This is a genomic window from Formosa sp. Hel1_31_208 (genome assembly GCF_900104785.1).
In the GTDB taxonomy this organism is placed as follows: domain Bacteria; phylum Bacteroidota; class Bacteroidia; order Flavobacteriales; family Flavobacteriaceae; genus Psychroserpens.
On sequence record NZ_LT629733.1, the window covers coordinates 2,172,289 to 2,197,415 of the forward strand.

The 25,127-nt window shown below is 34.9% G+C and carries 22 protein-coding genes; 4 read left to right on the forward strand and 18 right to left on the reverse strand.

Features of this window, described 5'->3' with window-relative positions:
• Nucleotides 1-4 precede the first annotated feature (4 nt).
• Nucleotides 5-1,078 carry a magnesium/cobalt transporter CorA gene (gene corA / locus BLT57_RS09785; protein ID WP_091425308.1) on the reverse strand — a complete coding sequence of 358 codons (1,074 nt, stop codon included), beginning with the start codon at nt 1,076-1,078 and terminating at the stop codon, nt 5-7.
• Nucleotides 1,079-1,277: 199 nt separating this feature from the next.
• Here corA and BLT57_RS09790 point away from each other — a divergent pair, with 199 nt between their 5' ends.
• The 3 genes from BLT57_RS09790 (at nt 1,278) to BLT57_RS09800 (ending at nt 3,913) form a co-directional block, all read left to right on the forward strand.
• Nucleotides 1,278-1,502 (forward strand): hypothetical protein, encoded by a 225-nt coding sequence (locus tag BLT57_RS09790; RefSeq protein WP_091425310.1) that lies wholly within the window; start codon nt 1,278-1,280, stop codon nt 1,500-1,502.
• A 129-nt stretch (nt 1,503-1,631) separates the two neighbouring features.
• Nucleotides 1,632-2,069 (forward strand): hypothetical protein, encoded by a 438-nt coding sequence (locus BLT57_RS09795; RefSeq protein ID WP_091425312.1) that lies wholly within the window; start codon nt 1,632-1,634, stop codon nt 2,067-2,069.
• A gap of 110 nt (nt 2,070-2,179) precedes the next feature.
• The gene (locus BLT57_RS09800) at nt 2,180-3,913 is read left to right on the forward strand and encodes a sodium:solute symporter family protein (protein WP_091425314.1); all 1,734 of its coding nucleotides are present in this window, start codon (nt 2,180-2,182) and stop codon (nt 3,911-3,913) included.
• 82 nt (nt 3,914-3,995) lie between these two features.
• Here the strand turns inward: BLT57_RS09800 and BLT57_RS09805 are convergent, their stop codons facing one another.
• The 4 genes from BLT57_RS09805 to BLT57_RS09820 form a co-directional block, all read right to left on the reverse strand.
• Nucleotides 3,996-4,856, reverse strand: coding sequence for a BadF/BadG/BcrA/BcrD ATPase family protein (locus BLT57_RS09805; protein WP_091425315.1), 861 nt, complete (start codon nt 4,854-4,856; stop codon nt 3,996-3,998).
• 61 nt (nt 4,857-4,917) lie between these two features.
• Nucleotides 4,918-5,919: a type I glyceraldehyde-3-phosphate dehydrogenase gene (gap, locus tag BLT57_RS09810; protein ID WP_091425316.1), complete on the reverse strand. Its 1,002-nt coding sequence runs from the start codon at nt 5,917-5,919 to the stop codon at nt 4,918-4,920.
• A 35-nt stretch (nt 5,920-5,954) separates the two neighbouring features.
• A complete protein-coding gene (gene pfkA, locus BLT57_RS09815; protein WP_091425318.1) occupies nt 5,955-6,941 on the reverse strand; it encodes a 6-phosphofructokinase in 987 nt (328 codons plus the stop codon).
• A gap of 137 nt (nt 6,942-7,078) precedes the next feature.
• Nucleotides 7,079-11,458: a translocation/assembly module TamB domain-containing protein gene (locus BLT57_RS09820; RefSeq protein ID WP_091426742.1), complete on the reverse strand. Its 4,380-nt coding sequence runs from the start codon at nt 11,456-11,458 to the stop codon at nt 7,079-7,081.
• 127 nt (nt 11,459-11,585) lie between these two features.
• Between BLT57_RS09820 and tsaD the strand changes: the two genes are divergently transcribed.
• Nucleotides 11,586-12,608, forward strand: a complete 1,023-nt coding sequence (tsaD, locus tag BLT57_RS09825) for a tRNA (adenosine(37)-N6)-threonylcarbamoyltransferase complex transferase subunit TsaD (protein ID WP_091425319.1) — start codon at nt 11,586-11,588, stop codon at nt 12,606-12,608.
• Nucleotides 12,609-12,623: 15 nt separating this feature from the next.
• Here the strand turns inward: tsaD and BLT57_RS09830 are convergent, their stop codons facing one another.
• From BLT57_RS09830 to fabG, 13 genes are all read right to left on the reverse strand, one after another.
• Nucleotides 12,624-13,406: a tRNA pseudouridine(38-40) synthase TruA gene (locus BLT57_RS09830; RefSeq protein WP_091425321.1), complete on the reverse strand. Its 783-nt coding sequence runs from the start codon at nt 13,404-13,406 to the stop codon at nt 12,624-12,626.
• A gap of 98 nt (nt 13,407-13,504) precedes the next feature.
• Nucleotides 13,505-14,101: a bifunctional phosphoribosyl-AMP cyclohydrolase/phosphoribosyl-ATP diphosphatase HisIE gene (gene hisIE, locus BLT57_RS09835; protein ID WP_091425322.1), complete on the reverse strand. Its 597-nt coding sequence runs from the start codon at nt 14,099-14,101 to the stop codon at nt 13,505-13,507.
• Nucleotides 14,102-14,145: 44 nt separating this feature from the next.
• Nucleotides 14,146-14,901 (reverse strand): imidazole glycerol phosphate synthase subunit HisF, encoded by a 756-nt coding sequence (gene hisF, locus BLT57_RS09840; RefSeq protein ID WP_091425323.1) that lies wholly within the window; start codon nt 14,899-14,901, stop codon nt 14,146-14,148.
• A 3-nt stretch (nt 14,902-14,904) separates the two neighbouring features.
• Entirely contained in the window at nt 14,905-15,621 is a 717-nt protein-coding gene (hisA, locus tag BLT57_RS09845; protein ID WP_091425324.1) for a 1-(5-phosphoribosyl)-5-[(5-phosphoribosylamino)methylideneamino]imidazole-4-carboxamide isomerase, read from the reverse strand.
• 87 nt (nt 15,622-15,708) lie between these two features.
• Entirely contained in the window at nt 15,709-16,290 is a 582-nt protein-coding gene (gene hisH, locus BLT57_RS09850) for an imidazole glycerol phosphate synthase subunit HisH (protein WP_091425326.1), read from the reverse strand.
• Nucleotides 16,291-16,336: 46 nt separating this feature from the next.
• Nucleotides 16,337-17,470: a bifunctional histidinol-phosphatase/imidazoleglycerol-phosphate dehydratase HisB gene (gene hisB / locus BLT57_RS09855; protein WP_091425328.1), complete on the reverse strand. Its 1,134-nt coding sequence runs from the start codon at nt 17,468-17,470 to the stop codon at nt 16,337-16,339.
• A gap of 40 nt (nt 17,471-17,510) precedes the next feature.
• Entirely contained in the window at nt 17,511-18,557 is a 1,047-nt protein-coding gene (gene hisC, locus BLT57_RS09860; protein WP_091425330.1) for a histidinol-phosphate transaminase, read from the reverse strand.
• Nucleotides 18,557-19,840 carry a histidinol dehydrogenase gene (gene hisD, locus BLT57_RS09865; RefSeq protein WP_091426744.1) on the reverse strand — a complete coding sequence of 428 codons (1,284 nt, stop codon included), beginning with the start codon at nt 19,838-19,840 and terminating at the stop codon, nt 18,557-18,559. The genes hisC and hisD overlap by 1 nt, the downstream gene beginning before the upstream one ends.
• A complete protein-coding gene (gene hisG / locus BLT57_RS09870) occupies nt 19,840-20,697 on the reverse strand; it encodes an ATP phosphoribosyltransferase (RefSeq protein ID WP_091425332.1) in 858 nt (285 codons plus the stop codon). The genes hisD and hisG overlap by 1 nt, the downstream gene beginning before the upstream one ends.
• 231 nt (nt 20,698-20,928) lie before the next feature.
• Nucleotides 20,929-21,744, reverse strand: coding sequence for a prohibitin family protein (locus tag BLT57_RS09875; protein ID WP_091425334.1), 816 nt, complete (start codon nt 21,742-21,744; stop codon nt 20,929-20,931).
• An 11-nt stretch (nt 21,745-21,755) separates the two neighbouring features.
• Nucleotides 21,756-23,789, reverse strand: a complete 2,034-nt coding sequence (locus BLT57_RS09880; RefSeq protein ID WP_091425336.1) for a hypothetical protein — start codon at nt 23,787-23,789, stop codon at nt 21,756-21,758.
• Between the two features lie 3 nt (nt 23,790-23,792).
• Complete coding sequence (locus BLT57_RS09885; protein WP_091425338.1) at nt 23,793-24,332, reverse strand: hypothetical protein; 540 nt, start codon at nt 24,330-24,332, stop codon at nt 23,793-23,795.
• 10 nt (nt 24,333-24,342) lie between these two features.
• The gene (gene fabG / locus BLT57_RS09890) at nt 24,343-25,089 is read right to left on the reverse strand and encodes a 3-oxoacyl-[acyl-carrier-protein] reductase (protein WP_091425340.1); all 747 of its coding nucleotides are present in this window, start codon (nt 25,087-25,089) and stop codon (nt 24,343-24,345) included.
• Nucleotides 25,090-25,127: the final 38 nt, after the last annotated feature.

The following is a 25,127-nucleotide window of genomic DNA, read 5'->3' on the forward strand; positions in this document are numbered from 1 at the left end:
TATATTAAAGCCATCGCTTTCTTCTAAAATAAATTAACATAAAAATCAATAGAACAAACATCACCCCTAATAAAATGAAGTACCCGTTGTTTGAATTGAGTTCTGGCATATTCTTGAAATTCATTCCATATATCCCTGCAATGAACGTTAGCGGAATAAAAATAGTGGCTATAATGGTCAATACTTTCATGATTTCATTCATCTTATTACTTATGATAGTCATATACATGTCCATTAAACTCCAAATCATCTCTCGATATAAGTCTACAGATTCATTAACCTGAATAATATGATCATATAAATCTCTGAGATAACTGGTAGTTTTTTCTTCGATAAACACACAATTTGTTTTTTCCATACGATTAATTACCTCTCTTAAAGGATAAATAGAGCGACGCATCTTAAGAATTTCGCGTTTTAATTGTTGTATTTGATTTGGCATGCTGTCATCAGCTTGTCTTGCTTGAAACAATAATGATTCTAAATCTTCTATCCGATCGCCAAAAACCTCTATAACTGTAAAATAATTATCTACGATTGCATCTAGTAATGTATACATTAAATAATCAGAACCTTGAGTTCTTATTCTTCCTTTTGCTAATTTAAGACGTTCTCTAAGATCATTAAAGACATCACCATCTGCTTCCTGAAAGGTCAATACATAATCTTCACCCACAATAAGACTAACATGTTCATAATGGAGTTCATCATCGTTTTTTATAAATAGCATCTTAAATACTACAAATAAATAATTCTCAAACTCTTCAATTTTTGGTCGCTGACTGGTATTTACGATATCTTCTAACGTTAATGGATGTAAATTATAGTGTAATCCTAAAGTCTCTATATCAGAAATATTATTAAGTCCATTAATATTTATCCAAGTCACATGATCTGTACCTTTAAAATCAAAGGCATCCTCAACCTGCTTAGAATTAAAACTCTTATAATGATCTTTTGAATAATTAATGATTTCGATATCTGTTATAGCGGTTTGCTTTTTACCTCTATAAGCCATCGTTCCTGGAGGCAAATTATGAGCTTTATAGGATTTTTTATTCTTCTTTTTAACCACCATAAAAATGTTCTTTGTCTTATAAGGTTAAAAGTATAAAATCTTTTTGTCATTGTGATGCCCTATAACACAATTAGTTTTAACTATATAAATAGCTGGTTTAAAGCATTATATGACACTATATTGGATTTAAATATAAATCTCTTGCATATTGAGTTTATTTTTATTAATATGCGAGAATATATACTACAAATACATATACATGGGAAGACCTCCAACAAGACCAATAAAATTTAGAGATGGATTTTATATCGAAATACGAAATAAAGGTAAAAATTCTGGAATCAAACTGCACAGAGATACTAAGGAACAAATGATGAGAACGGTGAAAGAATACGAACTCACAAAAGATGTTCTAATTTTAGGTGAATCTAAAAATGGCAAATGGGTTAATAAAACACCTATTTTACATGTGGTAGAAGATTAGTTTTTTAACCGAGACGCATAAAAAGCTCAACTTGATTTTATTAAAACAATAAAATTGAGTTGAGTTTTTTTATATAATCACGTTAAATTTTATAAATTGTTAGCATTAACTAATTAAAAGTAGATCAAAATGACCGATTCTTATTCTCAAAAACCATCGAAATGGTTTTGGATCATTTCAGTGATTGCCTTGCTTTGGAATGCTGTTGGAGTTTTCCAATATTTGATCAAGGCTTATAATACCGAAGGCTTTAGAAGCCAATATACCGCCGAACAACTTGAGATAATAGCTAATTCACCCGCTTGGGCTACAGCAGCATTTGCTATCGGTGTTTTTGGTGGTCTTATAGCTTCAGGATTTTTATTAATGCGACGAAAATTAGCTACGATTTTCTATGTATTTTCACTTACAGGGATTATTATCCAAGTGTATCACAACCATTTTGTCATAGATTCATCAGAAATTATGGGTAACTCTGCCGCTTATTTTTCTGGCACCATTGTAGTTATCGCTCTATTACTTTTATACTTTTCAATATTTGCCACCAAAAAACAATGGATAAGATAACGATCTAACCAACCAAATTTTATCCATAAAAGGTATTAGTACGTACGCTAATACCTTTTTTATTTCAATATAAATATTAGATTTGTTTTACGAACTCATCAATTTCCATTATGACTATATCAACACTTGATTGGATTATTATTATTTTCTTTTTAATACTCTTTGCCGGTATTGGTGTGTATGTATCAAAACAAGCTGGAAAAGATTCTAAAGCCTTTTTTCTTTCTGGTAGAAATATGCCATGGTGGTTGTTAGGCGTAAGTATGGTTGCTACAACCTTTGCCGCTGATACGCCTAACTTCGTTGCAGGTGTTATTCGTGAAGATGGTGTCTATGGAAACTGGATATGGTGGAGTTTTCTATTAACAGGAATGCTAACCGTATTTTTTTATGCGAAATTATGGCGCAAAAGCGGTATTACGACCGACTTAGAGTTTTATGAATTGCGTTATAGCGGAAAAAGCGCTGCGTTTCTTCGCGGATTTAGAGCCATATACTTAGGTGTGTTTTTCAATATTGTCATTATGGCAAATGTTTGTCTAGCAGCGATTAAAATCGGACATGTGATGTTTGGGTTTACGACGTTTCAAACACTGTTTATAGCATCTATAGTAACGGTAATCTATTCAACCTTGGGTGGGTTAAAGGGTGTGCTTCTCACCGATTTCGTTCAATTTATTATTGCTATGGTAGGGAGTATTTGGGCAACAATTCATATTGTTAATATGCCAGAAATTGGTGGTATAAGTAAGCTGCTTTCAACACCAGAAGTGGCATCAAAAACAGCAATGCTTCCTGATTTTTCTAAACCAGAACTCCTCATTCCATTGCTAATCATTCCATTAGCTGTGCAGTGGTGGAGTGTTTGGTATCCAGGAGCTGAGCCAGGAGGAGGTGGCTATATAGCCCAGCGCATGCTTGCAGCTAAAGACGAAAAACATGCCACTTGGGCTGTTCTGTTTTTTAATTTTGCACACTATGCGTTACGCCCGTGGCCTTGGATTATTATTGGATTAGCTTCAATTATTATTTATCCAAATCTTGATAGTTTACAAGCAGCATTTCCCAATCTAGATGCCTCTTTTGTTAAGAATGACCTCTCCTATCCCGCGATGCTAACGTTTTTACCTGCTGGTTTGTTAGGAATTGTTATCACATCACTCATTGCAGCCTTTATGAGTACTATTTCTACCCACTTAAATTGGGGAAGCTCTTACGTAGTTAATGATTTTTATGCGCGTTTTATTCGCAAAGAAGCTACAGGAAAAGAACAAGTATTGGTTGGAAGAATATCAACAGTGATAATGATGATTTTAGCAGCACTTTTAGCTACAATCTTAGAAGAAGCACGTGATGCCTTTAACTTGTTATTACAAATTGGGGCTGGAACCGGTTTACTCTTTATTTTGCGTTGGTTCTGGAGTCGTATCAATCCGTGGAGTGAAATTGCGGCCATGATATTATCCTTCGGAATCGCATTATTTTTCTTTATCAATGGAAAAATGGAAACACCAATGGTAGAATTAGCAGGTCATTGGCAATTAGTATTTGGCGTCGTGGTCACTACTTTAGGGTGGATTTTAGTAACCTTATTGACGAAACCAACGGATGATCAAACTCTTAATTCTTTTAATAGTTTAATCTTCGAGAATGAATCTAAATTTAAAGGATTTGGTATGAAGATTCTAGGATTCTTTTGTGGAGTGATTGGCGTGTATTGCACCCTTTTTGCTATTGGGAATTTCATCTATGGTAAAACAGCTTTAGCTATGGGTCTGGTTGCCATTACACTTGTGTGTGGATTGGTAATTATCAGATCATTTAAAGCCCCTAAAGCACTTTAATTTCAAATCGCACACAATAGGTCAGCCCTAAATAGCGCTCACAACCAAAGGCATTCATAAGTCATAATATAATTTCTACTTGTTATAGTTGATTGATATGATAGTCAACTAACCCCTCAATTGGGCGTCTTTCAAAATTACCTACCTTAAAGCCTAACTCATCGGCTACTATATGAATTTCAGCTTTTGAAAAATAAGCAATAGATCCTGCAAAGTGTACAGGCACTGTTTTGAGTTCTTCTGCATATTGAAAGATCATATTCTCAGCAAACCTGCGAATCCCTTTTTTAATCAGTTCAACAATGTAATCTGAATCTTTGTTGAGAAACATAAACTCTGCAAAATTTGCAAGATACGCGTTGGGATTGGGTTGTTTATAGAGGTTATATTTAATGAAGTCGGCATCTAAATTATACTTGTGCTCAAAGGCCACCTTAATATCTTCTGGCATTTTATTATAATAATAATCTCTAATCAGCTCTTTTCCGAAGTAATTACCAGAAGCGTCATCCATGATAGTATAACCTAAGGATAGGACGCGTTGGTGAAGTTTATGACCGTCAAAATAACTACAATTAGAACCTGTACCCATAATGCAAACTACTGCAGCCTCATTGTTATGATTTAGAGTGGCACGAACAGCTGCCATAGTGTCTTCTTGAACATCTATAAGTGCATTTGTAAAAATAGATTCTAAAACGCCAGTGAGGATCAATTTAGGATTTGTGGTCCCGCAACCAGCACCATAAAAGAACACATGAGTGACTTGATCTTTAATTTGCATGAGTTCATCGCTCTTTCTTACGATTTTCTCTAGCTTCTTCTCCTTTAAGATTGCTGGATTAAGACCCTTTGTACGAATCTTTTCATAAAGTTGTTCTCCTTTTTTATCTACTACTATCCAGTCGCATTTTGTAGAACCACCATCAGTGATTAAAATCATGAGCTAAGTATAAAAGATAAATCCGTAGCTATTTGGTTTAGCTACGGATTTAAAATGATTATTATAATGAATTTATTTTTTGAGCTAAATCAACTAATTTATTAGAATAGCCAAACTCGTTATCATACCAAGATACGATCTTAAAAAATTTAGAATTCAATTCGATGGCTGCTTCCGCATCAAAGATACTCGTACGTGTATCACTCATGAAATCTTGAGAAACCACTAAATCATCTGTGTATCCTAAAACACCTTTCATGGCGCCTTCAGATGTTTTTTTGAACGCAGCTTTAATCTCTTCCAAAGAGGTTTCTTTTTGAGTTCTAAATGTTAAATCCACTACTGAAACATTAGCTGTAGGAACTCTAAAAGCCATACCTGTAAGTTTTCCATTTAATTTTGGAATTACTTTACCAACAGCTTTTGCTGCTCCAGTAGATGCTGGAATAATGTTTAATAATGCACTTCTACCTCCTCTATAATCTTTACGAGATGGTCCATCTACAGTAAGTTGAGTTGCTGTAGTGGCATGTACTGTTGTCATCAACCCTTCTTCTAATCCGAAATTATCATCGATAACTTTTGCAATAGGAGCTAAACAGTTGGTCGTGCAAGACGCATTGGAAACAATGGTATGATCTGCAGATAATTCATTATCATTAACACCCATTACAAACATTGGTGCATCTTTACTAGGTGCCGAAATTACGACTTTCTTAGCACCAGCCTGAATATGGTAATCGGCAGTTTCTAATGTTGTGAAAATACCTGTACACTCGGCTACAACATCTACTCCAACAGCATCCCATTTTAAATTTTTCGGATCTCTTTCCGCAGTAACTCTAACGGTTTTACCATCGACTACTAAATGGCCATCTTTCACTTCAACGGTTCCATCAAACTTACCATGAACAGAATCATATTTTAGTAAGTAAGCTAAATGCTCTACATCTAAAAGATCATTGATAGCAACAACATCTACATCATCACGTTTTACTGTTGCTCTAAATACAATTCTACCTATTCTACCAAATCCGTTTATTCCTATTTTCATCTTTTCTATTTTCTAGTGTTAGTATTAAATTTCATATACATTACTTATATCGACATGATGTCGGATACGCGTAATAATTCTAAGTTAATTTTTGATTTTCCTTTGACAGCTTTATCTAAAGGTGTTAATGACATCACGTCATTTTTAAGCCCCACCATACAGTTTGATTGACCGGCAATGAGGCTCTCTACTGCTTTCACTCCCATTCTACTGGCTAATACGCGATCAAAACAAGATGGTGAACCACCGCGTTGCATATGCCCAAGAACAGATACACGCACTTCATATTCAGTCATGTTCTCTTCGACATAATCTCTTAATTCAAATACGTTTTTTCCTATCTTGTCGCCTTCGGCCACCACAACAATACTTGAAGATTTTCCTGATTGCTTGCTGCGTCTTAATGATTCTAATAAACGATCTAGTCCTAAATCTTCCTCAGGAATTAAAATTTCTTCAGCTCCTGCTCCAATACCAACGTTTAAAGCAATATGCCCAACGTCACGTCCCATGACTTCAATGAAGAACAAGCGATTATGTGAACTCGCCGTATCACGAATTTTATCTATAGCTTCAACAACTGTATTTAATGCGGTGTCATAGCCTAAGGTATGTGTGGTTCCAAATATATCATTATCAATTGTACCTGGAATTCCCATAACAGGCATACCGTATTCTTGACTAAAAATCATTGCTCCGGTAAAACTACCGTCACCTCCAATCACAACGAATGCATCAATTTCTGCTTTAACTAATTCTTCGTGAGCTTTTCTGCGGCCTTCGGCAGTTCGAAATTCTTTTGAACGTGCAGATTTTAATACAGTGCCACCTTTATTGATAATCCCTTTAACACTACGAGCATCCATAGCTTTAAAATCACCTTCAATCATGCCTTCATAGCCACGGTATATTCCAACACATTCAATGTTATGGAAAGCACATGCTCTAACGACAGAACGAATGGCAGCATTCATACCAGGAGAATCTCCTCCTGAGGTCATTACGCCAACTTTCTTAATGGTCTGTATCATGAAATTGTCTTTTAATGAAGTAAAACTAATAAAGAAAAACTACAATAAGAGGGCATATAGAGATAATTTAACATGTCTCTAAAAACTCAAACGTTTTCGTTAATAAAAAAAATGAAAAATGTTAAAAACAAGAGAATTTAATTGCCTTTTGAGTCTTTTTCTGACTTGATGTTGATAAAGTCTGGAGTGAGATTTTCGTTAGTTTTTATCGCTTCTTCCTTTTTCGCTTTATCTTTCTTATTCTTCCCTGAAAATATAATTTGAAATAGTTCTTTAAACGTATCAAATTCTACATTATAGGTTATCCCAGCACCTTGAGTATACCCAATTTCTTCCCCAAAGTTTCTAATACTATTTTCTCGATTAAAGAATGTCGCTTTAAGTGTACCTTCATCATTTAATAATACTGCGATTTGAACATCACCCGCAATCACAGTTTGATTAACGCCACCTATTGGGACACCCACTTTTCCATTAATCAGAACACGATCACTTATTTTAGTACTTAGGGTTAAACCTAACCTGTCATCTGTTTGGTAATCAGTTGTTTGTTCACCAACCTGATAATCGAAACCAACTTGGAGTTTATCATTATCAGTAGAGATTAAACTGTTAATAAGGGCATTTACTTTATCAGAAACGGTACCATAAGCTTGCTGACCTAAGCCAATATCACTTTGAAAAGAACCTGTCACTAATAAAAAAGTACCTTGTGTAAACCTACTTTCTTTCGTTTCTAATCGGTAATCAAGCTCTGATCGAATTGTAGAATTTACATTTGGAAAGTTAAACGTGAAATCAGATTCTGGTTGTTCCAGTTGTCCTAATAAATTGATTTCAACTTCAATGGGAATACTTCTATTTATGGGGTTATCTAGCAGCACTGACGGATTTGCTTCGGTACGATACACTGCTTTTAAATCGATATTTGCTTTGAGAGGGTCACCTTCCCAACGAATACTTCCGCCAGGTTCTACTTCTAATTTTTTCTGAACCAATCCGCCATAAGCGAAATTATAGGTACCACTTTCAATTTGGAAATCTCCAAACATTTTAAACTTTCCGTTGGTATTAATATCAAACAATAAGTTACCATTGCCTTTACCTTGAATCGTACTTCCTTGATTTCTATCAATTACAATTTCAATATCTGCATATGGATTTACAAAAAGATTGAACTCTAATTCTAAACCTTTAACTTCGGTACTTTCCGCAACTTCGCCTAGGAATCGTGCACGTTTCTCTTCGGGAGTTACAAAGTGGATATAGGAGTTCTCCCCATAAGTTTCGTAATCATTTAATGGTATTTTAAAAATAGTGCCTTGAGCGGTGCTTCCATTGAATTCAATTTTCAATTCATTTGTAGGTCCAGTGATATTTGCTTTACCATCAACGAAAGCTGTTCCGTAGTAGAGTTCATCCTCGTCGTAATCGGTATTCAAAACCAATAACCGTTCGGTATCAATTTCTAGACCTAGTTTCCAGTCTGAGAAGTTTTGATGACCAATATAGCCGTTTAAAACTGCTTTTGAGAAGAATTCAGAATCGGTGATATCAACTTCCTGAAATATAAACTTTTGGTTCTCCAGTTTCACCTGAGAGTCAAAATCGAAACTGTAATCAACATTGAGGTACGGAATAGTCAGGCCTGCATTATCTAATAATAAATTACCATCAAAGCGTGGCTTATTCAAACTTCCTGTAACTTTAGCATTACCAGTAACTAAACCCCTAATATTGGTAATAACACCTTCTCCGAAGGGATCTAGTGGATCCAATAAGAATTCATCAAAAGCGACATCGAGATTAATATTAGGATTGTTTGAACTGACATCAATATTCCCTTTAGCTATTAATGTTTTAAGATTGTCGTTTTCAAGCGACAGATCAACAATGTAATTGGTTAAAGATTGATTTCCTGTAACAATGGCATTGAGATCACCCAATTCAAAATCATTGGCTTTTAAATCACTGATAACCACTGTAGAATTTGGCAAATAGACACCATTACTTTGACGCAATTTGAGCTCTCCATTTACACGACCTTCTAACAGTAAACTATCTATTCTAGGAGTAATCTTTGTGAGATCCACATCTGTAAAATCCAACCTAATATCTTTATTGTCTTTTAAAATGATTCCTGATAACTCAATTTGTTCATCAAAATGACTCATCACCATTTCACTTATATCAAAGTTTTTAAAATCTCTAGTGAAGGATACTTTGTTGCGTTTATTCTTGTTTTCGTTTATGATCCAATTATTATCTTTAAACATGACGTCAGACTTTCGAAAGCCTACCACCGATTTATTAGTTTCATCAATCGTATAGAACATGTTCAAGTTGAATTCATCGGCATTTCGTTTTCCGCCCTGAAACTCAGATTTAATAAATAAGGTATCGCGTTGTGTTACATTAATTAAGTTGAATTTGGACACATCATAAAACTTAGTGCTAAGCGAATCAATTTCTATATAAGTGTTAAACAACGGATTGCTATTATCAACCAATACCGAAATATCATTAGCAAAATAATCAAACAACTTAATTTGAGGTGAGCTAAATGTTAAATTGAATTGTTTTTCATCCGTTTCAATTCGTCCTTTTATTCTAGTGTTTGGACTTAATTGTAAATCATGATAAAACACTTCAACGATTTTATTATAGATTCTAAAGTCAAATTCAAGATACTGATCTGTGTCTATTTTATTTGGTACATAATTCGTGTAGATACTGCCCACTGAATTTTCAACAAGCTTGCCAATATCTTTAAATTTGAAATTGCCACTCATATTTCCCTCAATAATGTCTGGAGAATTAATAGTTAGTGTTCGTTTCGTCTTTTCAAATTTTGAAATTATTTTAAAATCCTTAAAATAATACTCATCGTGCTCATTGATATAGGTCGTATTATTAAAATCTAAGGTACCAAAGGCATCATCAATAGAGGAGCCTCTCATAGATGTTGTTACATTTCCACGAAAAACCGAAATACTATCTTTTTCTATAAAATTAAGGGCTTTTAAGTTGGCATATTCAACATTAGCACTAAAATCAAAGGCTTTTATATCTTTAGAAAGATCAGCAAGCCCATTAAATTTAAATTTGAAGTTCTTATCGTTTGCAATTAATAACCCATTATATATTTGTTTTCCCAGTTTTCCGGAAACTTCGATATCCTCATATGTATAGTCATTGTAGGTGAGATTAAAAACCTGTCCTTGCACCTGACTACTTAAATTTTCGAGTGTAAATCCTTTTCCATCAACATCTAAATCTAATGAAGTCGTTTTCACCATAGGATCATTGAGTAATACGCCCAAGTCAAATTCATCGAATACAACATTCCCAATGTAATCAGCATTATCTACATCGTCAATATGAGTCATTTTAATATCAGAAACAATCAAACCGATTTTCGTTTTTATTTTAACATCGGCATCTATCGTTGTATCTGTTATAAATGAGGTTCCTGTAATGGTGAAATTACCGAGTTTCGAAAATACTGTTGGAATAGATTCTCCCAACAGGTTAGGTAACAAAGCACGTAAATCGTAATAATTAGAAGTTAAGTTATTAAACTTTCCATCCATTGAAAAGTCTCCGTCGGCTTTACTAAAAAGGTTTTTAAAAATGATATCTCCGAAGATGCGAGTTCTTCCACTCGCATTAAGCACAAGGTTTTTAGCATTTAAGTTGTTTAATGTTCCTGAGAGGTCTACGTTAAGATTTGCCATTTGATCTTCACCAAATTCATTGTAAAACACATTGAGCTCATTTAATGCAATATTAGACTCTGTAAAGTTTGCTGTAACATTGACTTTATCTACAAATTCTTTAAAATCTTCACGGTTATAATCAAAACGCAAATTGCCTTTTAATAAGGACTTATTGGTTTTGATACTGAGATTATCAAATCTCATATCTGTCAACGTATAGTTAAAATCGGTCATCATATTTTCTATATGTGCACCGCGACTATCTTTAAATGACAAAGTATTGATACGCGCCCTTACATCACTTCCTGCAATCACGAAATCGGTTGCATTGATATCAAGTTCATTAAATTCTAGAATCTTAGGAGTTTCTTTATTATCATCTATAAGTCTGAATGTCCCATCATAGATAGACACGTCACTAGAAGACAACAGAAAATCGCTTTTGGCAGGCCTAGGGTTGTCTTCATCAAATTTAGCTACAAAAATATCCATGTTTGTATCTATCTCTCCTGCGTAGGTTTTAATATTAAAAACCAAATCCATTATATCGATGTCACCAAAATTTAATTTACCATTAATGACATTACGGAAATTTAAAATGGATGTATTAAGTTCCCCTATTGCAATGAGGGTATCTTTTCTGTAATCTTCAATGTATATTTCTTTAAGCTCTACATCACCATTAAATTGAAGTCCGACCTTACCAATATTGATGTTGGTACCAAAATCATCATTAATGCGTTTTGTGACGCGTTTTCCGAGGCTAGTTTGTACGGCAGGAATAGATAATATCAACACCAAAATGATGAATAATAGCAGAATTACCGCTAATATCTTGGATACTATTTTGAAGAATTTTTTGATACGCTTTGAAAGTTATAACTTTGAACTCAAAATTAACAATTATTGTGCCTAATTTGTATTAATGAGCTCACAAAATATATATATTCTTGCCATAGAGTCTTCGTGCGATGACACTGCTGCCGCTGTAATGCATAACGGTAAAATTTTAAGTAACATTGTCGCGAGTCAAAAAATACATGAAGAATATGGTGGAGTCGTACCAGAATTAGCGTCACGAGCGCATCAACAAAATATTGTGCCCGTTGTAGATCAAGCTCTCAAAACCGCTAAAGTTCAAAAAGAACAGCTAACTGCTATTGCATTTACTCGAGGTCCAGGGCTTATGGGTTCCTTGTTAGTGGGTACCTCGTTTGCAAAGTCATTGGCTTACGGATTAAGCATACCATTAATTGATGTAAATCACATGCAGGCTCATATATTAGCACATTTTATAGAAGAAGCCGATTTTGTTAAACCTCCATTTCCGTTTTTAGCCATGACCATATCTGGTGGTCATACTCAAATTGTTCGTGTTGACGATCATTTTAAAATGGAAGTGATTGGCGAAACTATAGATGACGCTGTAGGAGAAGCCTTTGATAAAAGTGGTAAAATTTTAGGACTTGGTTATCCTGCTGGTCCAGAAATTGATAGGCGAGCTCAATTAGGCAACCCGAAAGCGTTTCCGTTCACGAAACCTAAAGTAGACGGATTAAATTTTAGTTTTTCAGGATTAAAAACTGCTATTCTGTATTTTGTTCAGAAGCAGGTTAAGTCCAATCCGAATTTTATTGCAGAGCATCTCAATGACATCTGCGCTTCTATTCAGTATACAATTATTGGAATATTAATTGATAAACTGAAACTGGCAAGCAAACAAACAGGTATTGATCATATTGCTATTGGTGGCGGCGTTTCGGCTAATTCTGGAATACGTGCGGCATTAAAAGCTGGTGAACAAAAGTTTGGTTGGACAACGTATGTGCCCAAGTTTGAGTATACCACAGACAATGCCGCTATGATCGCCATTGTTGGTCATCTTAAATATTTAGAAGGAAATTATGCAGATCAAAGTATTATGGCATCGGCAAGACTCAAAATATAAATCGGTCCAAGAGCATTATTCAAACGCAATACTATTTAGTATCAAGCCAGAAGCAGGCGCAATAAAGTCCATGACTTCAGTACTTTCCGCAGTCAATGATTGTTCAATATAATTTAAATCAACTTCACCTCTCCCCAATTTAAATAGTGTGCCCATCATTAAGCGAATCTGATTGCGTCCAAACCCTTTTCCCTTAACAATTAGCGTATAGCTATTTTCTGGAAAGAAATTAGCCGAATATAAGGTATTCTCTACAAGCTTACAGCTTTCAACAGTTCTGGTATATAATCCGTTATCAGTTGCACGGTAACAATACGGTTTAAAATTATGCCTGCCTTCAAATAATTGCGCACCTTGTTTCATGAGTTCAATATCCAAATCATCTAAGATTGTGGTTATAATTGGCGCACAAAAAGGATGGCATTTTTGACCAAATGTGAAGAGATAAACATATTCCTTTAATTTAGAATGTTGTATAATGTTGAAGTTTTCATCAACCTCTTCAATGGCAAGAGCTCTTATATCCTGGGGTAAATTGAAATTAAACAATTCCAAAAAAGCAGCTTCATCCTCTATTTTCTCATAAGCAAACAACTCAAAAGCCGCTTCATTAGCTGAAACCATAGCATCTGTTCGTCCTGAACCTAAAGTCTTAAATCGTTTCCCCTCAAGAATGAAATTTAAAGTTCTATCAATCATTAAATGCACTGTTTTCACTTTAGGCTGTTTTTGCCAGCCATGAAATCGATACCCTAAATATTGAATCCGTATTAAATAATAATAACGCTTATTAAACATAGAGACAAGAACGTTAATCTGTAAGGTTTTACAAAATTTTTAAAGCTTTTGTTATTGTATTTTTAGAACAACTGTGGTTAATTAACTTGAGTGACAGATTATTTTTCACGCCCTATTAGAACTTCAGTAATGTCATTTAATTTAAATCCTTTGGCTTGCAATAAGATAAGATAGTGAAATAGTAAATCTGCACTTTCATTCAAGAACAGATCATCGTTTGAGTCTTTGGCCTCAATCACTGTTTCTATGGCTTCCTCTCCTACTTTTTGAGCTATTTTGTTAATACCTTCTGCGAACAATGAGGCAACATAAGACGTCTCTTTATTAGCATTATTTTTTCTAGACGCAATGACATCTTCCAAATGTGTAAGAAATCCGAAATTTTGTGTATTATTTTCATTCCAACACGTATCTGAACCTTTATGACACGTTGGTCCTTCAGGATTAACAGAAATCAAAAGCGTATCATTATCACAGTCTACTTTTAGATCTATAAGTCGTAATACATTTCCGCTTTCTTCTCCTTTAGTCCATAAGCGTTGCTTACTTCGACTATAAAAAGTTACCAATTTAGTCTCTAGAGTTTTTTTAAGAGCCTCTTCGTTCATATAACCAAGCATCAGAACCGTCTTAGTTGAAACATCCTGAATAATCGCGGGTACGAGTCCGTTATTTTTAGAATAGTCGATAGTCATATTTCATTATATTTATTATACAGATATAAGTTCAGTAGAGCGCTTTATAATCGCACTGCTATATCATTTTTTTTCAATTCTTTTTTTAATTCTACAATATCTATTTCACCAAAATGAAACACACTCGCGGCCAAGGCAGCGTCGGCTTTACCGTTCTTAAACGTATCAATAAAATGTTGAACCGTTCCTGCGCCTCCAGAAGCGATGATTGGAATATTTACCGTTTCAGAAAGTTGAGCTAGGGCTTTATTGGCAAAACCTGCTTTGGTACCATCATTATTCATAGATGTAAATAAAATCTCTCCAGCGCCACGCTCTTCAACCTCTTTAGCCCAATCGAACAAGTTTAAACTGGTTGGTATTGTTCCTCCTGCTAAATGAACAAACCATTCACCATTAACCTCTTTTGCATCGATAGCCACCACAATACATTGACTTCCAAATTTACGAGATAACTCATTAATTAGATCTGGTCGTTTTACAGCGCTAGAATTTATCGATACTTTATCTGCACCACAGTGCAAAAGATCGTCTACGTCCTCTACAGACGAGATCCCGCCACCTACAGTAAACGGTATATTGACATGTTCTGCAACATCCAATACCAAGTCATGCATGGTTTTACGACGTTCTAATGTTGCTGAAATATCTAAAAAAACAAGCTCATCAGCTCCTAATTTAGCGTACTGTTTGCCAAGTTCAACTGGATCACCAGCATCGCGGAGATCCACAAAATTAATGCCTTTAACGGTTCTTCCGTTTTTTATATCTAGGCAAGGTATAATTCGTTTTGTAAGCATGGTTTATAAATGAGTTCCTAAATCACTTAATCTAATATGACCTTCGTAAATTGCTTTTCCAATTATTGCACCTTCACAACCTAAATCTTCTAAAGTATTTAAGTCCTTTATTGAAGTCACACCACCAGAGGCAATCAGTTTAATATCTTTAGAGGCACTCAAAATGCGTTTATACAAATCAAATGACGGTCCTTCGAGCATACCATCTTTAGAAATATCTGTACATATTACATATTTAATGCCATTTTCTTGGTACGACTTAATAAAAGGCAATACGTCGAGATCACTCTCTTCCTGCCAACCGCTAACCGCAATTTTTTCATTATTACAATCGGCACCTAAAATAATCTTGGCACTTCCATATTTCGCAATCCAACCTTTAAACGCTTCAGGATCTTTGACCGCTATGCTTCCTCCCGTGACCTGACGAGCACCAGAGTTAAAGGCTATATGTAAATCTTCATTCGTTTTCAATCCGCCTCCAAAATCAATTTTTAAGTTTGTTTTAGATGTAATCTGTTCCAAAACTTTGTAATTGACGATATGCTTGGCTTTAGCGCCATCCAAATCTACCAAATGCAAGTGTTGTATTCCTGCGCCTTCAAAAGCTTTAGCAACTTCAACAGGGTTCTCATTATATATTTTTTTTGTGCCGTAATCTCCTTTGGTTAGACGTACACACTTCCCGTCTATAATATCTATTGCTGGGATGATTCTCATAATTTTATTTAGTTATATCAGGTCAAACGCAATTCAACCTGATTTCATAATCCACTTGTTTGCGCTTGAAATGAATAATTTTTTTATTTATAGTTCTAAGAAATTTTTTAAAAGTTGTTCTCCTGCAACACTACTCTTTTCTGGGTGAAACTGTACACCAAAAAAGTTATCTTTTTGCAAAGCTGTGGCATATTCTAATTCATAAAAGGAATTTGCAATACTTTCCTTACAATGCTCTGCATAATAACTGTGTACCAAATACATAAAGGCTTCTTCTTTAATGCCTTTAAAGAGATCGGTCTTTAAGTGGGTAATGGTATTCCATCCCATTTGTGGCACTTTCACAGTATTACTGAAACGTTTTACATTGACATCAAATATTCCTAATCCGCGCGTATCTCCTTCTTCCGAGTAGTTACACATGAGTTGCATACCCAGACAAATACCTAATACTGGTTGTTTCAATTCAGGAATAAGCTGATCTAATCCACTTTGGCGCAACATTGTCATCGCTGAACTCGCTTCACCTACACCAGGAAATATAACCTTATCCGAGTCCTGAATCACTCCTGGGTCTTTTGACAAAATAGCATCCCAGCCTAACCTTTTAAAAGCAAACTGAATACTTTTTATATTTCCTGCGCCGTAATCTACTATAACTAGTTTCATGTTTTTCTATCTATTGATTCCGCTTCAAATATGGGATGACAATGCATTACAATAGGCCTTTTGTTGATGGTAAAATCATTTTTTCCACGTCCCGTTTTACTGCCATTTTTATGGCTTTAGCGAACGCTTTAAATATAGCTTCAATTTTATGGTGCTCATTAGAGCCTTCTGCTTTGATATTTAAATTACACTTGGCACCATCGGTAAATGATTTAAAAAAATGATAAAACATTTCCGTAGGCATTTTCCCAATCATTTCACGTTTAAAATCCGCCTCCCAAACTAGCCAATTACGTCCACCAAAATCAATGGCAGCTTGCGCAAAACAATCATCCATTGGCAAAGCGAAACCGTAACGTTCAATTCCTAATTTATTCCCTAAGGTATTAGCAAATACTACCCCTAAGGCAATTGCAGTGTCCTCTATGGTGTGGTGTTCATCTACTTCTAAATCACCATTTACCTTAATCAACAGGTCTAATTGACCATGACGTGATATTTGGTCAAGCATATGATCAAAGAATGCGATTCCTGTATCAATGTCACTTTGACCAGTTCCATCAAGATTAAGTTCTATTTTTATTTTAGTTTCGTTCGTATTACGTTCGATACGTCCTACTCTAGCATCCGTTTTTAAAAAGCTATAAATTTCTTCCCAATCATTCGTTTCAAGAGTAATAAAGGCTTCTAAGGCTTCTCTTTCTACTGTGATTTCGTCAGTTCCTAAATTGGTGTTATCATTAATAAATACGCCTTTAGATCCAAGGTTTTTAGCCAATTCTATATCTGTCAGGCGATCACCTATCACAAAGGAGTTAACCAAATCGTAATCTGCAGAGAAATATTTTGTAAGCAGTCCTGTATTTGGCTTGCGGGTAGGCGCATTATCTTTAGCAAAGGTTCTATCTATAAATTGTTCTTTGAATACCACCCCTTCGGCTTTGAAAGTTTGCAATACAAAATTATGTACTGGCCAAAAGGTGTTTTCAGGGTAGATTGCTGTGCCTAATCCGTCTTGATTTGTAATCATTACAATTTCAAAATCTAACTCTTTGGCAATTTTACTTAAATACTGAAATACCTTTGGGTAAAACTCTAGTTTTTCAAATGAATCGATTTGTTCATCTGCTGGTTCCTTTATTAACGTTCCGTCTCTATCTATAAAAAGTACTCGTTTCATTATGTCTTATTTTTATTAAGAACTAACTTAAGTTTGTTATCTATTGTAATTGTTTTAAGGCCTTAATAAGTTTTATGTTTTCTTCAGAATTCCCTACCGTAAAACGTAAACAATTCTCACAAAGCGGTTGATTGGTTCTATTGCGCACTACGATACCTTTGGCAATTAATTCTGAATACCTTTGGGTAGCATTATCCACTTTAGCCAATAAAAAATTAGCGTCTGACTTATATACTTTGTCAATAAAACCAATAGATTCCAATTGAGACTTTAACCAATCACGTTGCTCTAAAATGTTTTGAATTTCGTCTATTACAAGCTCAGGTCGTGACAAACGCTCTATAGCTTTGACTTGCGTTAATTCGTTTACGTTATAGGGAGGTTTGATACGATCCAAAACAGCAATAATTTCTTTGGAAGCATAACATATCCCTAATCGTATACCAGCCATTCCGTATGCTTTTGACAAAGTTTGAGTGACAATTAGGTTAGGAAACTCCTGTAACCTTCTCATCCAACTCTCTTGATTTGAAAAATCAATATAAGCTTCATCAATGACCACAATTCCTTTAAAACCCTTAAGTAACTGCTCAATCTTGTGCGCTTGAAAACTATTTGATGTTGGATTGTTAGGCGAGCATAAAAACAATAATTTCGAACGACTATTTGCTGTTTCTAAAATATGATCAACTTTAGGTTCGAAGTTGGCATCCAATTCAATTGTAATACATTCAATAGCGTTTACATTCGCTAACACCTCGTACATTCCGTAAGTTGGAGGCAAAGTTATTATGTTATCTTCATTTGGCTCACAAAAGGCTCTAAAGATCAAATCTAAAATTTCATCACTTCCATTTCCTAACAATATATTCTCGGTTGACATGTCTTTCAATTTCGAAAGTTGCGTTTTAACCTTGTTTTGTTTAGGATCTGGATATCGATTTACTCCATTTTCGAATGGATTTTCATTTGCGTCTAAAAACACCATATCACTGGTAGCATCTTTATACTCATCTCGAGCTGAAGCATATGGCTTTAAGCGCTGAATATTAGACCTAATGAGTGTGTTTAAATTAAATTCTCCCATTACTCTAAATCTTTTAATCTTAAGGTCACTGCATTTTTATGTGCATGTAATCCTTCAGCTTCCGCCATTAATTCTATGGTATTACCAATATTTAGAATTCCTTCTTTTGATATTTTCTGAAAAGTGATACTTTTGGTAAAGCTGTCTAGATTAACCCCAGAATAGGCTTTGCTAAAACCGTTTGTAGGTAATGTGTGATTCGTTCCAGAAGCATAATCTCCTGCGCTTTCAGGCGTGTAATTACCTATAAATACCGAGCCAGCATTCGCGATATTATCAACATAAAAGTCTTCATTACTTGTGCAGACTATGAAATGTTCAGGAGCATATTCATTAATCATTTCTAAAGCAATATCATCGGAATCAACATATATTAATTTTGAATTATCGATAGCTTTTTGGGCCATTTCCATTCGTGGTAATGCAACGATCTGTTTTGTTATCTCATTCTTCACTTCTGCCACTAAAGATTCTGACGTAGAAACCAAAATCACCTGACTATCGGCACCATGTTCTGCTTGACTCAATAAATCAGAAGCCACATAACTTGCATTTGCCGAATCATCTGCAACTACCAAAAGCTCACTAGGTCCTGCTGGCATATCAATAGCAACTCCATATTTAGTAGCGAGTTGCTTAGCCACAGTGACGAACTGATTTCCTGGTCCGAAAATTTTATAAACCTGAGGAATCGCCTCTGTACCAAAGGTTAGACCAGCGATTGCCTGAATGCCACCAACTTTGATAATTTTTGTTACACCACATAATTGTGCCGCATAAAGAATCTCATTTGCAATGTTCCCTTGGCTATTAGGAGGTGAACATAATACGATATCCTTGCAACCTGCAATTTGTGCAGGAACTGCTAACATAAGTACTGTTGAAAATAATGGAGCCGTACCGCCTGGTATGTATAACCCAACTTTTTGTATTGGTCGTTTTTCCTGCCAGCAATCAATACCACTAGAAGTTTGAACGGATACCCTTTTAGTTTTTTGTGCTTTGTGAAACGTTTCTATATTAGCTTTAGCGTTTTGTATCGCCTTTTTAAGGGCTTTAGAGACCAGACTTGAAGCTTTTGTAATTTCATCTGGGGTGACTACTACGGTTTCTAAGTTTGCACCATCAAACAACTGAGTGTATTTGGCAATAGCTTTATCACCATGCCGCTGAACATCATTAAAGATCTCAGTCACTGTATGTTCAATGTTTTCTACAGTTTGGGTTGGTCGTTTTAAGAGTTCTGACCAATCTTTTCTACTAGGATTAAATATCGTTTTCATCATACTACCATGTTTTCGATTGGACATACTAAAATTCCTTCTGCTCCATTTAGTTTAAGCTCATCTATAATATCCCAGAATTCATTCTTATTAATTACAGAATGTAACGAGCTCCAACCCTCTTTAGCCAAAGGTAAAATGGTTGGGCTGTTCATCCCGGGTAATATATTGATGATAGCGTCTAGCTTATCATTTGGTGCATTTAATAAAACGTATTTGTTTCGTCTTCCTTTAAGAACGGACTGAAGTCTAAACTGAAGTTTATTTAAAATCAACTGATTCTCTTCGGAAATTAATGGAGACACCGCTAATACGGCTTGAGATTTAAGAAGGACTTCTGCTTCTTTTAATCCGTTTTTAAACAAGGTACTTCCACTGGAGACAATATCCACAATGGCATCAGCTAACCCAATATTTGGAGCAATCTCGACAGAACCATTTATGATATGAAGATTAGCATTCACCTTATGTTTTTCTAGGAACTGATTAACAGTATTGGGGTATGATGTTGCAATTCGTTTGCCTTCAAGATCTTGAATGGAATTGTAATGCACGGATTTTGGTACAGCAACAGAAACTTTACACGATGAAAAACCTAATTTTTCCATGATTGTGATACCGTTTCCTTTTTCAATTAAGACATTCTCACCTATAATAGCTGCGTCAACGACACCGTCTTTTAAATACTGAGGGATATCTCCATTTCTTAAATAAAACGCTTCTAAAGGAAAGTTTTTAGCAGATGCTTTTAACTGATCCTTTCCATTATCAATAGAAATTCCCACATCTTTCAAAATTTTCATGGAGTCATCATGAAGCCTTCCTGATTTTTGTACTGCAATTTTTAATTTACTCATTATTGTTTTGTTATGCTTGAGCTAATTTCTGAATTAAAAAACCCGTTCGATTAGCTCAAACGGGTTTACATATGTGTTGATTTTATTCAATACATTCTCAGCTCGCTTGATTACAAGAATGAAAATGATGGTGACGAAATTGAATAAAAAACATGTCTCTCTTTATTTGAACAAAGTTTGCAAAATATTATTTAAAATTCCTAATTTGGAATTATTAAATTTCTGTTAAGGCTATTGATTTCCTAAAATAATAGGTAATCCTGAGTCACCAGAACCAATAACTATTATTTTACTATTTGGAGATTCAGCAAGCTTCATCGTTGCATCGATACCTTTATCTTGCAAAATTTTATCGGTTAACGAAGCGCTTAAAATTCTATTTGATTCTGCTTTTCCTTCTGCCTCAATAATTACTTTCTCTGCTTCTTTTGCCGCTGTCACAAGTCTAAACTCATATTCTAAAGATTCTTGTTCTTGTTTGAGTTTACGTTCAATAGCATCTTTAATCGTATTAGGTAAGGTGACATCACGAACTAATACTTCGTTAAGCTGAACAAACTGCTTACTTAAAATAACCTTGGTTTCCTCATATATTTCATCTTGTATAGCATCACGTTTACTAGAATATAATTGTTCGGGTGTATAACGTCCTACAACACTACGCGCAGCACTTCGAATTGCTGGTTGAATTACTCGTTGCAAATAGTTTTCACCTAATGATTGGTGAAGATTCCCGAGGTCGTTGTAAACTGGCTCATACCATGCCGATGCATCAATTTGAATTTCTAACCCGTTAGATGATAATACTTTCATTTTTTCGAATAATTCTTGCTGTCTTACTTCATAAACAATCACCTTATTCCAAGGCGCAATGATATGAAACCCTTCACCTAAAGGCGGTTTATCAGTTACTACCCCTTTGTCAAATGTTTTGTATAATACCCCTGCTTCACCAGAACCAATTGTAACAGCTGATTTCGCTAATAGTATTATTAGTACGATTGCCACAAATATTACTGGCAACGCAATTTTTGGTAATTTTTCCATGATTTTTAGTTTTAAATTAGTCCGTTATATTTTCTCATAAACCACTCAGCAGCCAGTGATAGCGCAATAAGTGCGAGTAAATATTTCCAATCAATCAAAGGTACGACTTTTTTAGTGCTTTTTTGAATGATCGTGAATCGAGAATCCGTTAATAAATCGTTAATAACAGACGATGTGTTATCAATGAAATAGGCTTGACCATTACTGTTTTCGGCAAGACTATTCAGTTTAGTGACATTAGCATTTAAGAATTGTTGTTCAACATTATAATCCAGTATTTTCAAGACTCCAGATTTAGACATGTTTTCATTTGAGACACTCACCGTAAAGTTGTAATCTCCAGGTTCTAATCCGCTAAGATCAACTTCATAGTTTGTGTTTTTAAGTACGAATGGGAATACTTTTTCGCTTCCGCTATCAGTATTTGTGAGTGTGATAGTCAGATTAGCATTGGCATCAAACTCATAATTCTTATTAAAGAATTGAGCTGACATAAGAATATTATCATTTCCATTATAAAATGATTCATGAATTACATTGAGTCGAGTGCGACGTTTGTTTGTGCTTAAATACTGAACAAGCTTCCCTATAAAATTATCAAAAGAATTAAATGAATCTTCACTTATATATGTTTGCGCTCTCCATCTCCAAATACCTTCACCCAGTATTAGTGCTTCTCGCTTTTCATTGATTTCAAAAGTAGCGAATAAAGGTTCATCTATTTCGGTACCATTAATCGTTTTATAGAGGATGGTTTGAAAGGGAACTGTAAATGACGTTTCACCAAATGCTGCCTTTAGTGGTGGGAATTCACTGAAATTTAAATTATCAACTATAAATGTCGAATAATTCTGATTTAATGTGGCTTGATAGTCTTCTGTTTGATTTGTTTGCTCTTGTTTATAATAGGTTTGAAGTTGATTTAATAGCGACCAATTCGTCTGAGTTCCGGCAATAACAATTTTATTGAGTTTTAACTTGTCAATCTCTTTAAAGAGTGCCCTAAAATTATTGGTTGGCTGGTAAACCACTACCAATTGAAATTCGCTAGATTTTTTCAGAAACGCTCTACTTGTTAAAATTTCCGCTTGTCGCTGTTCATTGGATTCTATAGATTTCTTTAGAGCACCTAGGTCTGGATGCACTATATTTGACACGATTGCTACGTTAGTTTTTTGATCAATAACTTCTACTGCAAAGCTTTTAACGTTATTAATTGTATTCTTTTCATTAGATATTGGAACGACTTCAGCTTTAAAACTAGTCACGCCAACGCGATTCGCTGGCAAGGTTAAATTAACAATTTGTGAGGTTTCAGTTTTACTAAATGCGATAGGCTGAGAAAAAACTGTGGTATTGCCAACTGTAATGCGCAGTTGGGTGTTCACCTTTGAGTTCCCATTGTAAGTTGCAATGATTTCAACGGGGAATTTATTTTTTAAATAGGCATAGCGATTAACATTTAGCTGTTGTATTTTAATGTCGGTATACGTAGTGGTGTCACCCAATATAATAGGAAATACTGCTTGTTTATAGCGCTTAGTGAGATAGGCATAATCATTTCCGTAGGTTTGATTTCCATCGGAAATAAGCAGCGTTGGAGCAATAGAATTGTTATACACTTCTGATAAACGCTTAAAAACTAATGCCAAATTGGACTGCTTTTCAGTAAAGGACAACGAATCGGAAGCGGTTACTATTTTTCCAAATGTGTATAACTCTACATTGAAATTCTCGTTTAATGCTTTATTGTCTTTTAATACATTTATAAAATTGGTGGCGTTTTGCGACTGATTGAGATAACTAATAGATTCTGAATTATCAATAGCAATTACCAAATTTGGTTTTTCATTGTAATAAGTGACCTTATCAAACTTAGGATTGATGATTAATAAAAAAACAGCAAATAGCGTGACAAAACGTAAAATCGTCAAAATATAGGCGCGTTTACCTTTTATTTTAGATTGATATGCGTACTGAAAAAGCGCTAGTGATAGCGCTATAATTCCTGCAAGTAATATGTAAACTATTGAGTCTGTCGGCAATGTTTATTTTACTTTAATGAGTTCAAATGATTCTTGAAATTTCTTAATGCTAGTATTTTTATCATTTTCAGGGGTACAAATGACCTGAGTTATATATATCATATTTTCAACAAGGTAAGCATTAAGGTAAAGAAAAGCACCGGTAATTTCAATCTTAACATATCTTGCTGGATAATTATTAAAGGAGACACTTTCATCATAAATTTTGGTGCCTTGCACATTGGTTACAGCTCCTTCTATTGCGCCATCCAAAACGTTTTTTATAAAGTCATCAGTTGCATCAATAAATCCTTCACCTGGATATTCTGATCTTATCACGCTATATATTAAATTGTCATCATCTTCAGTATTAGGCGTTGCCATGGCCATTTTCATCTGCAATTCTCCAACCGCAGTTGAAACACCTTGGGTTTGAAACTCCGGCTCTACTGGAAACCTTGCGCTATACCCTAATTCAGTTGATTTATATGTTATCCATTCCTGTGCATCAACAATTAAAGTTGACATAGAAACAAGCAATAAGGTAAAAATGATTTTTTTCATGTGGTTACCATTAGGTGAGCATTCCACCATCAACATTCAATGTTTGACCGGTCACATAGGCACTCATATCACTTGCTAAAAATACACAAGCATTGGCAATATCTTCGGGTGTGCCTCCACGTTTTAGAGGAATTGCATTACGCCAACCTTTGACCGTATCTTCGTCTAACTTAGCCGTCATTTCAGTTTCAATAAACCCTGGTGCAATCACATTGCTTCTGATGTTTCTTGAACCCAGTTCTAAAGCCACAGATTTTGAAAACCCTATTATACCTGCTTTAGAGGCTGCATAATTGGTTTGACCAGCATTTCCTTTCACACCTACAACAGAACTCATATTAATGATAGAACCTTTTCGTTGTTTTAGCATGGTGCGTTGCACGGCTTTAGTCATATTAAACACCGATTTTAAGTTGACTTCAATAACTTTATCAAAATCATCTTCGCCCATTCTCATGAGAAGATTGTCTTTAGTTATTCCTGCATTATTAACTAGGATATCAATACTTCCAAATTCTGCAAGTACATCCTCAGCTAACTTTTGAGCATCGTCAAAATTTGCGGCATTACTTTGATAGCCTTTGGCTTTAATTCCTAGACTATTCAATTCATTTTCTAATGTATTTGCTGCTTCTACTGAAGAACTATATGTAAACGCTACATTCGCACCATGTTGTGCAAAAACTTCCGCAATACCTTTCCCGATTCCTCGGCTGGCACCTGTTATTATGGCCGTTTTTCCTTCTAAAAGTTTCATTTATATTTTTTAAATTAGTTAGTACTCAAATATAGCAA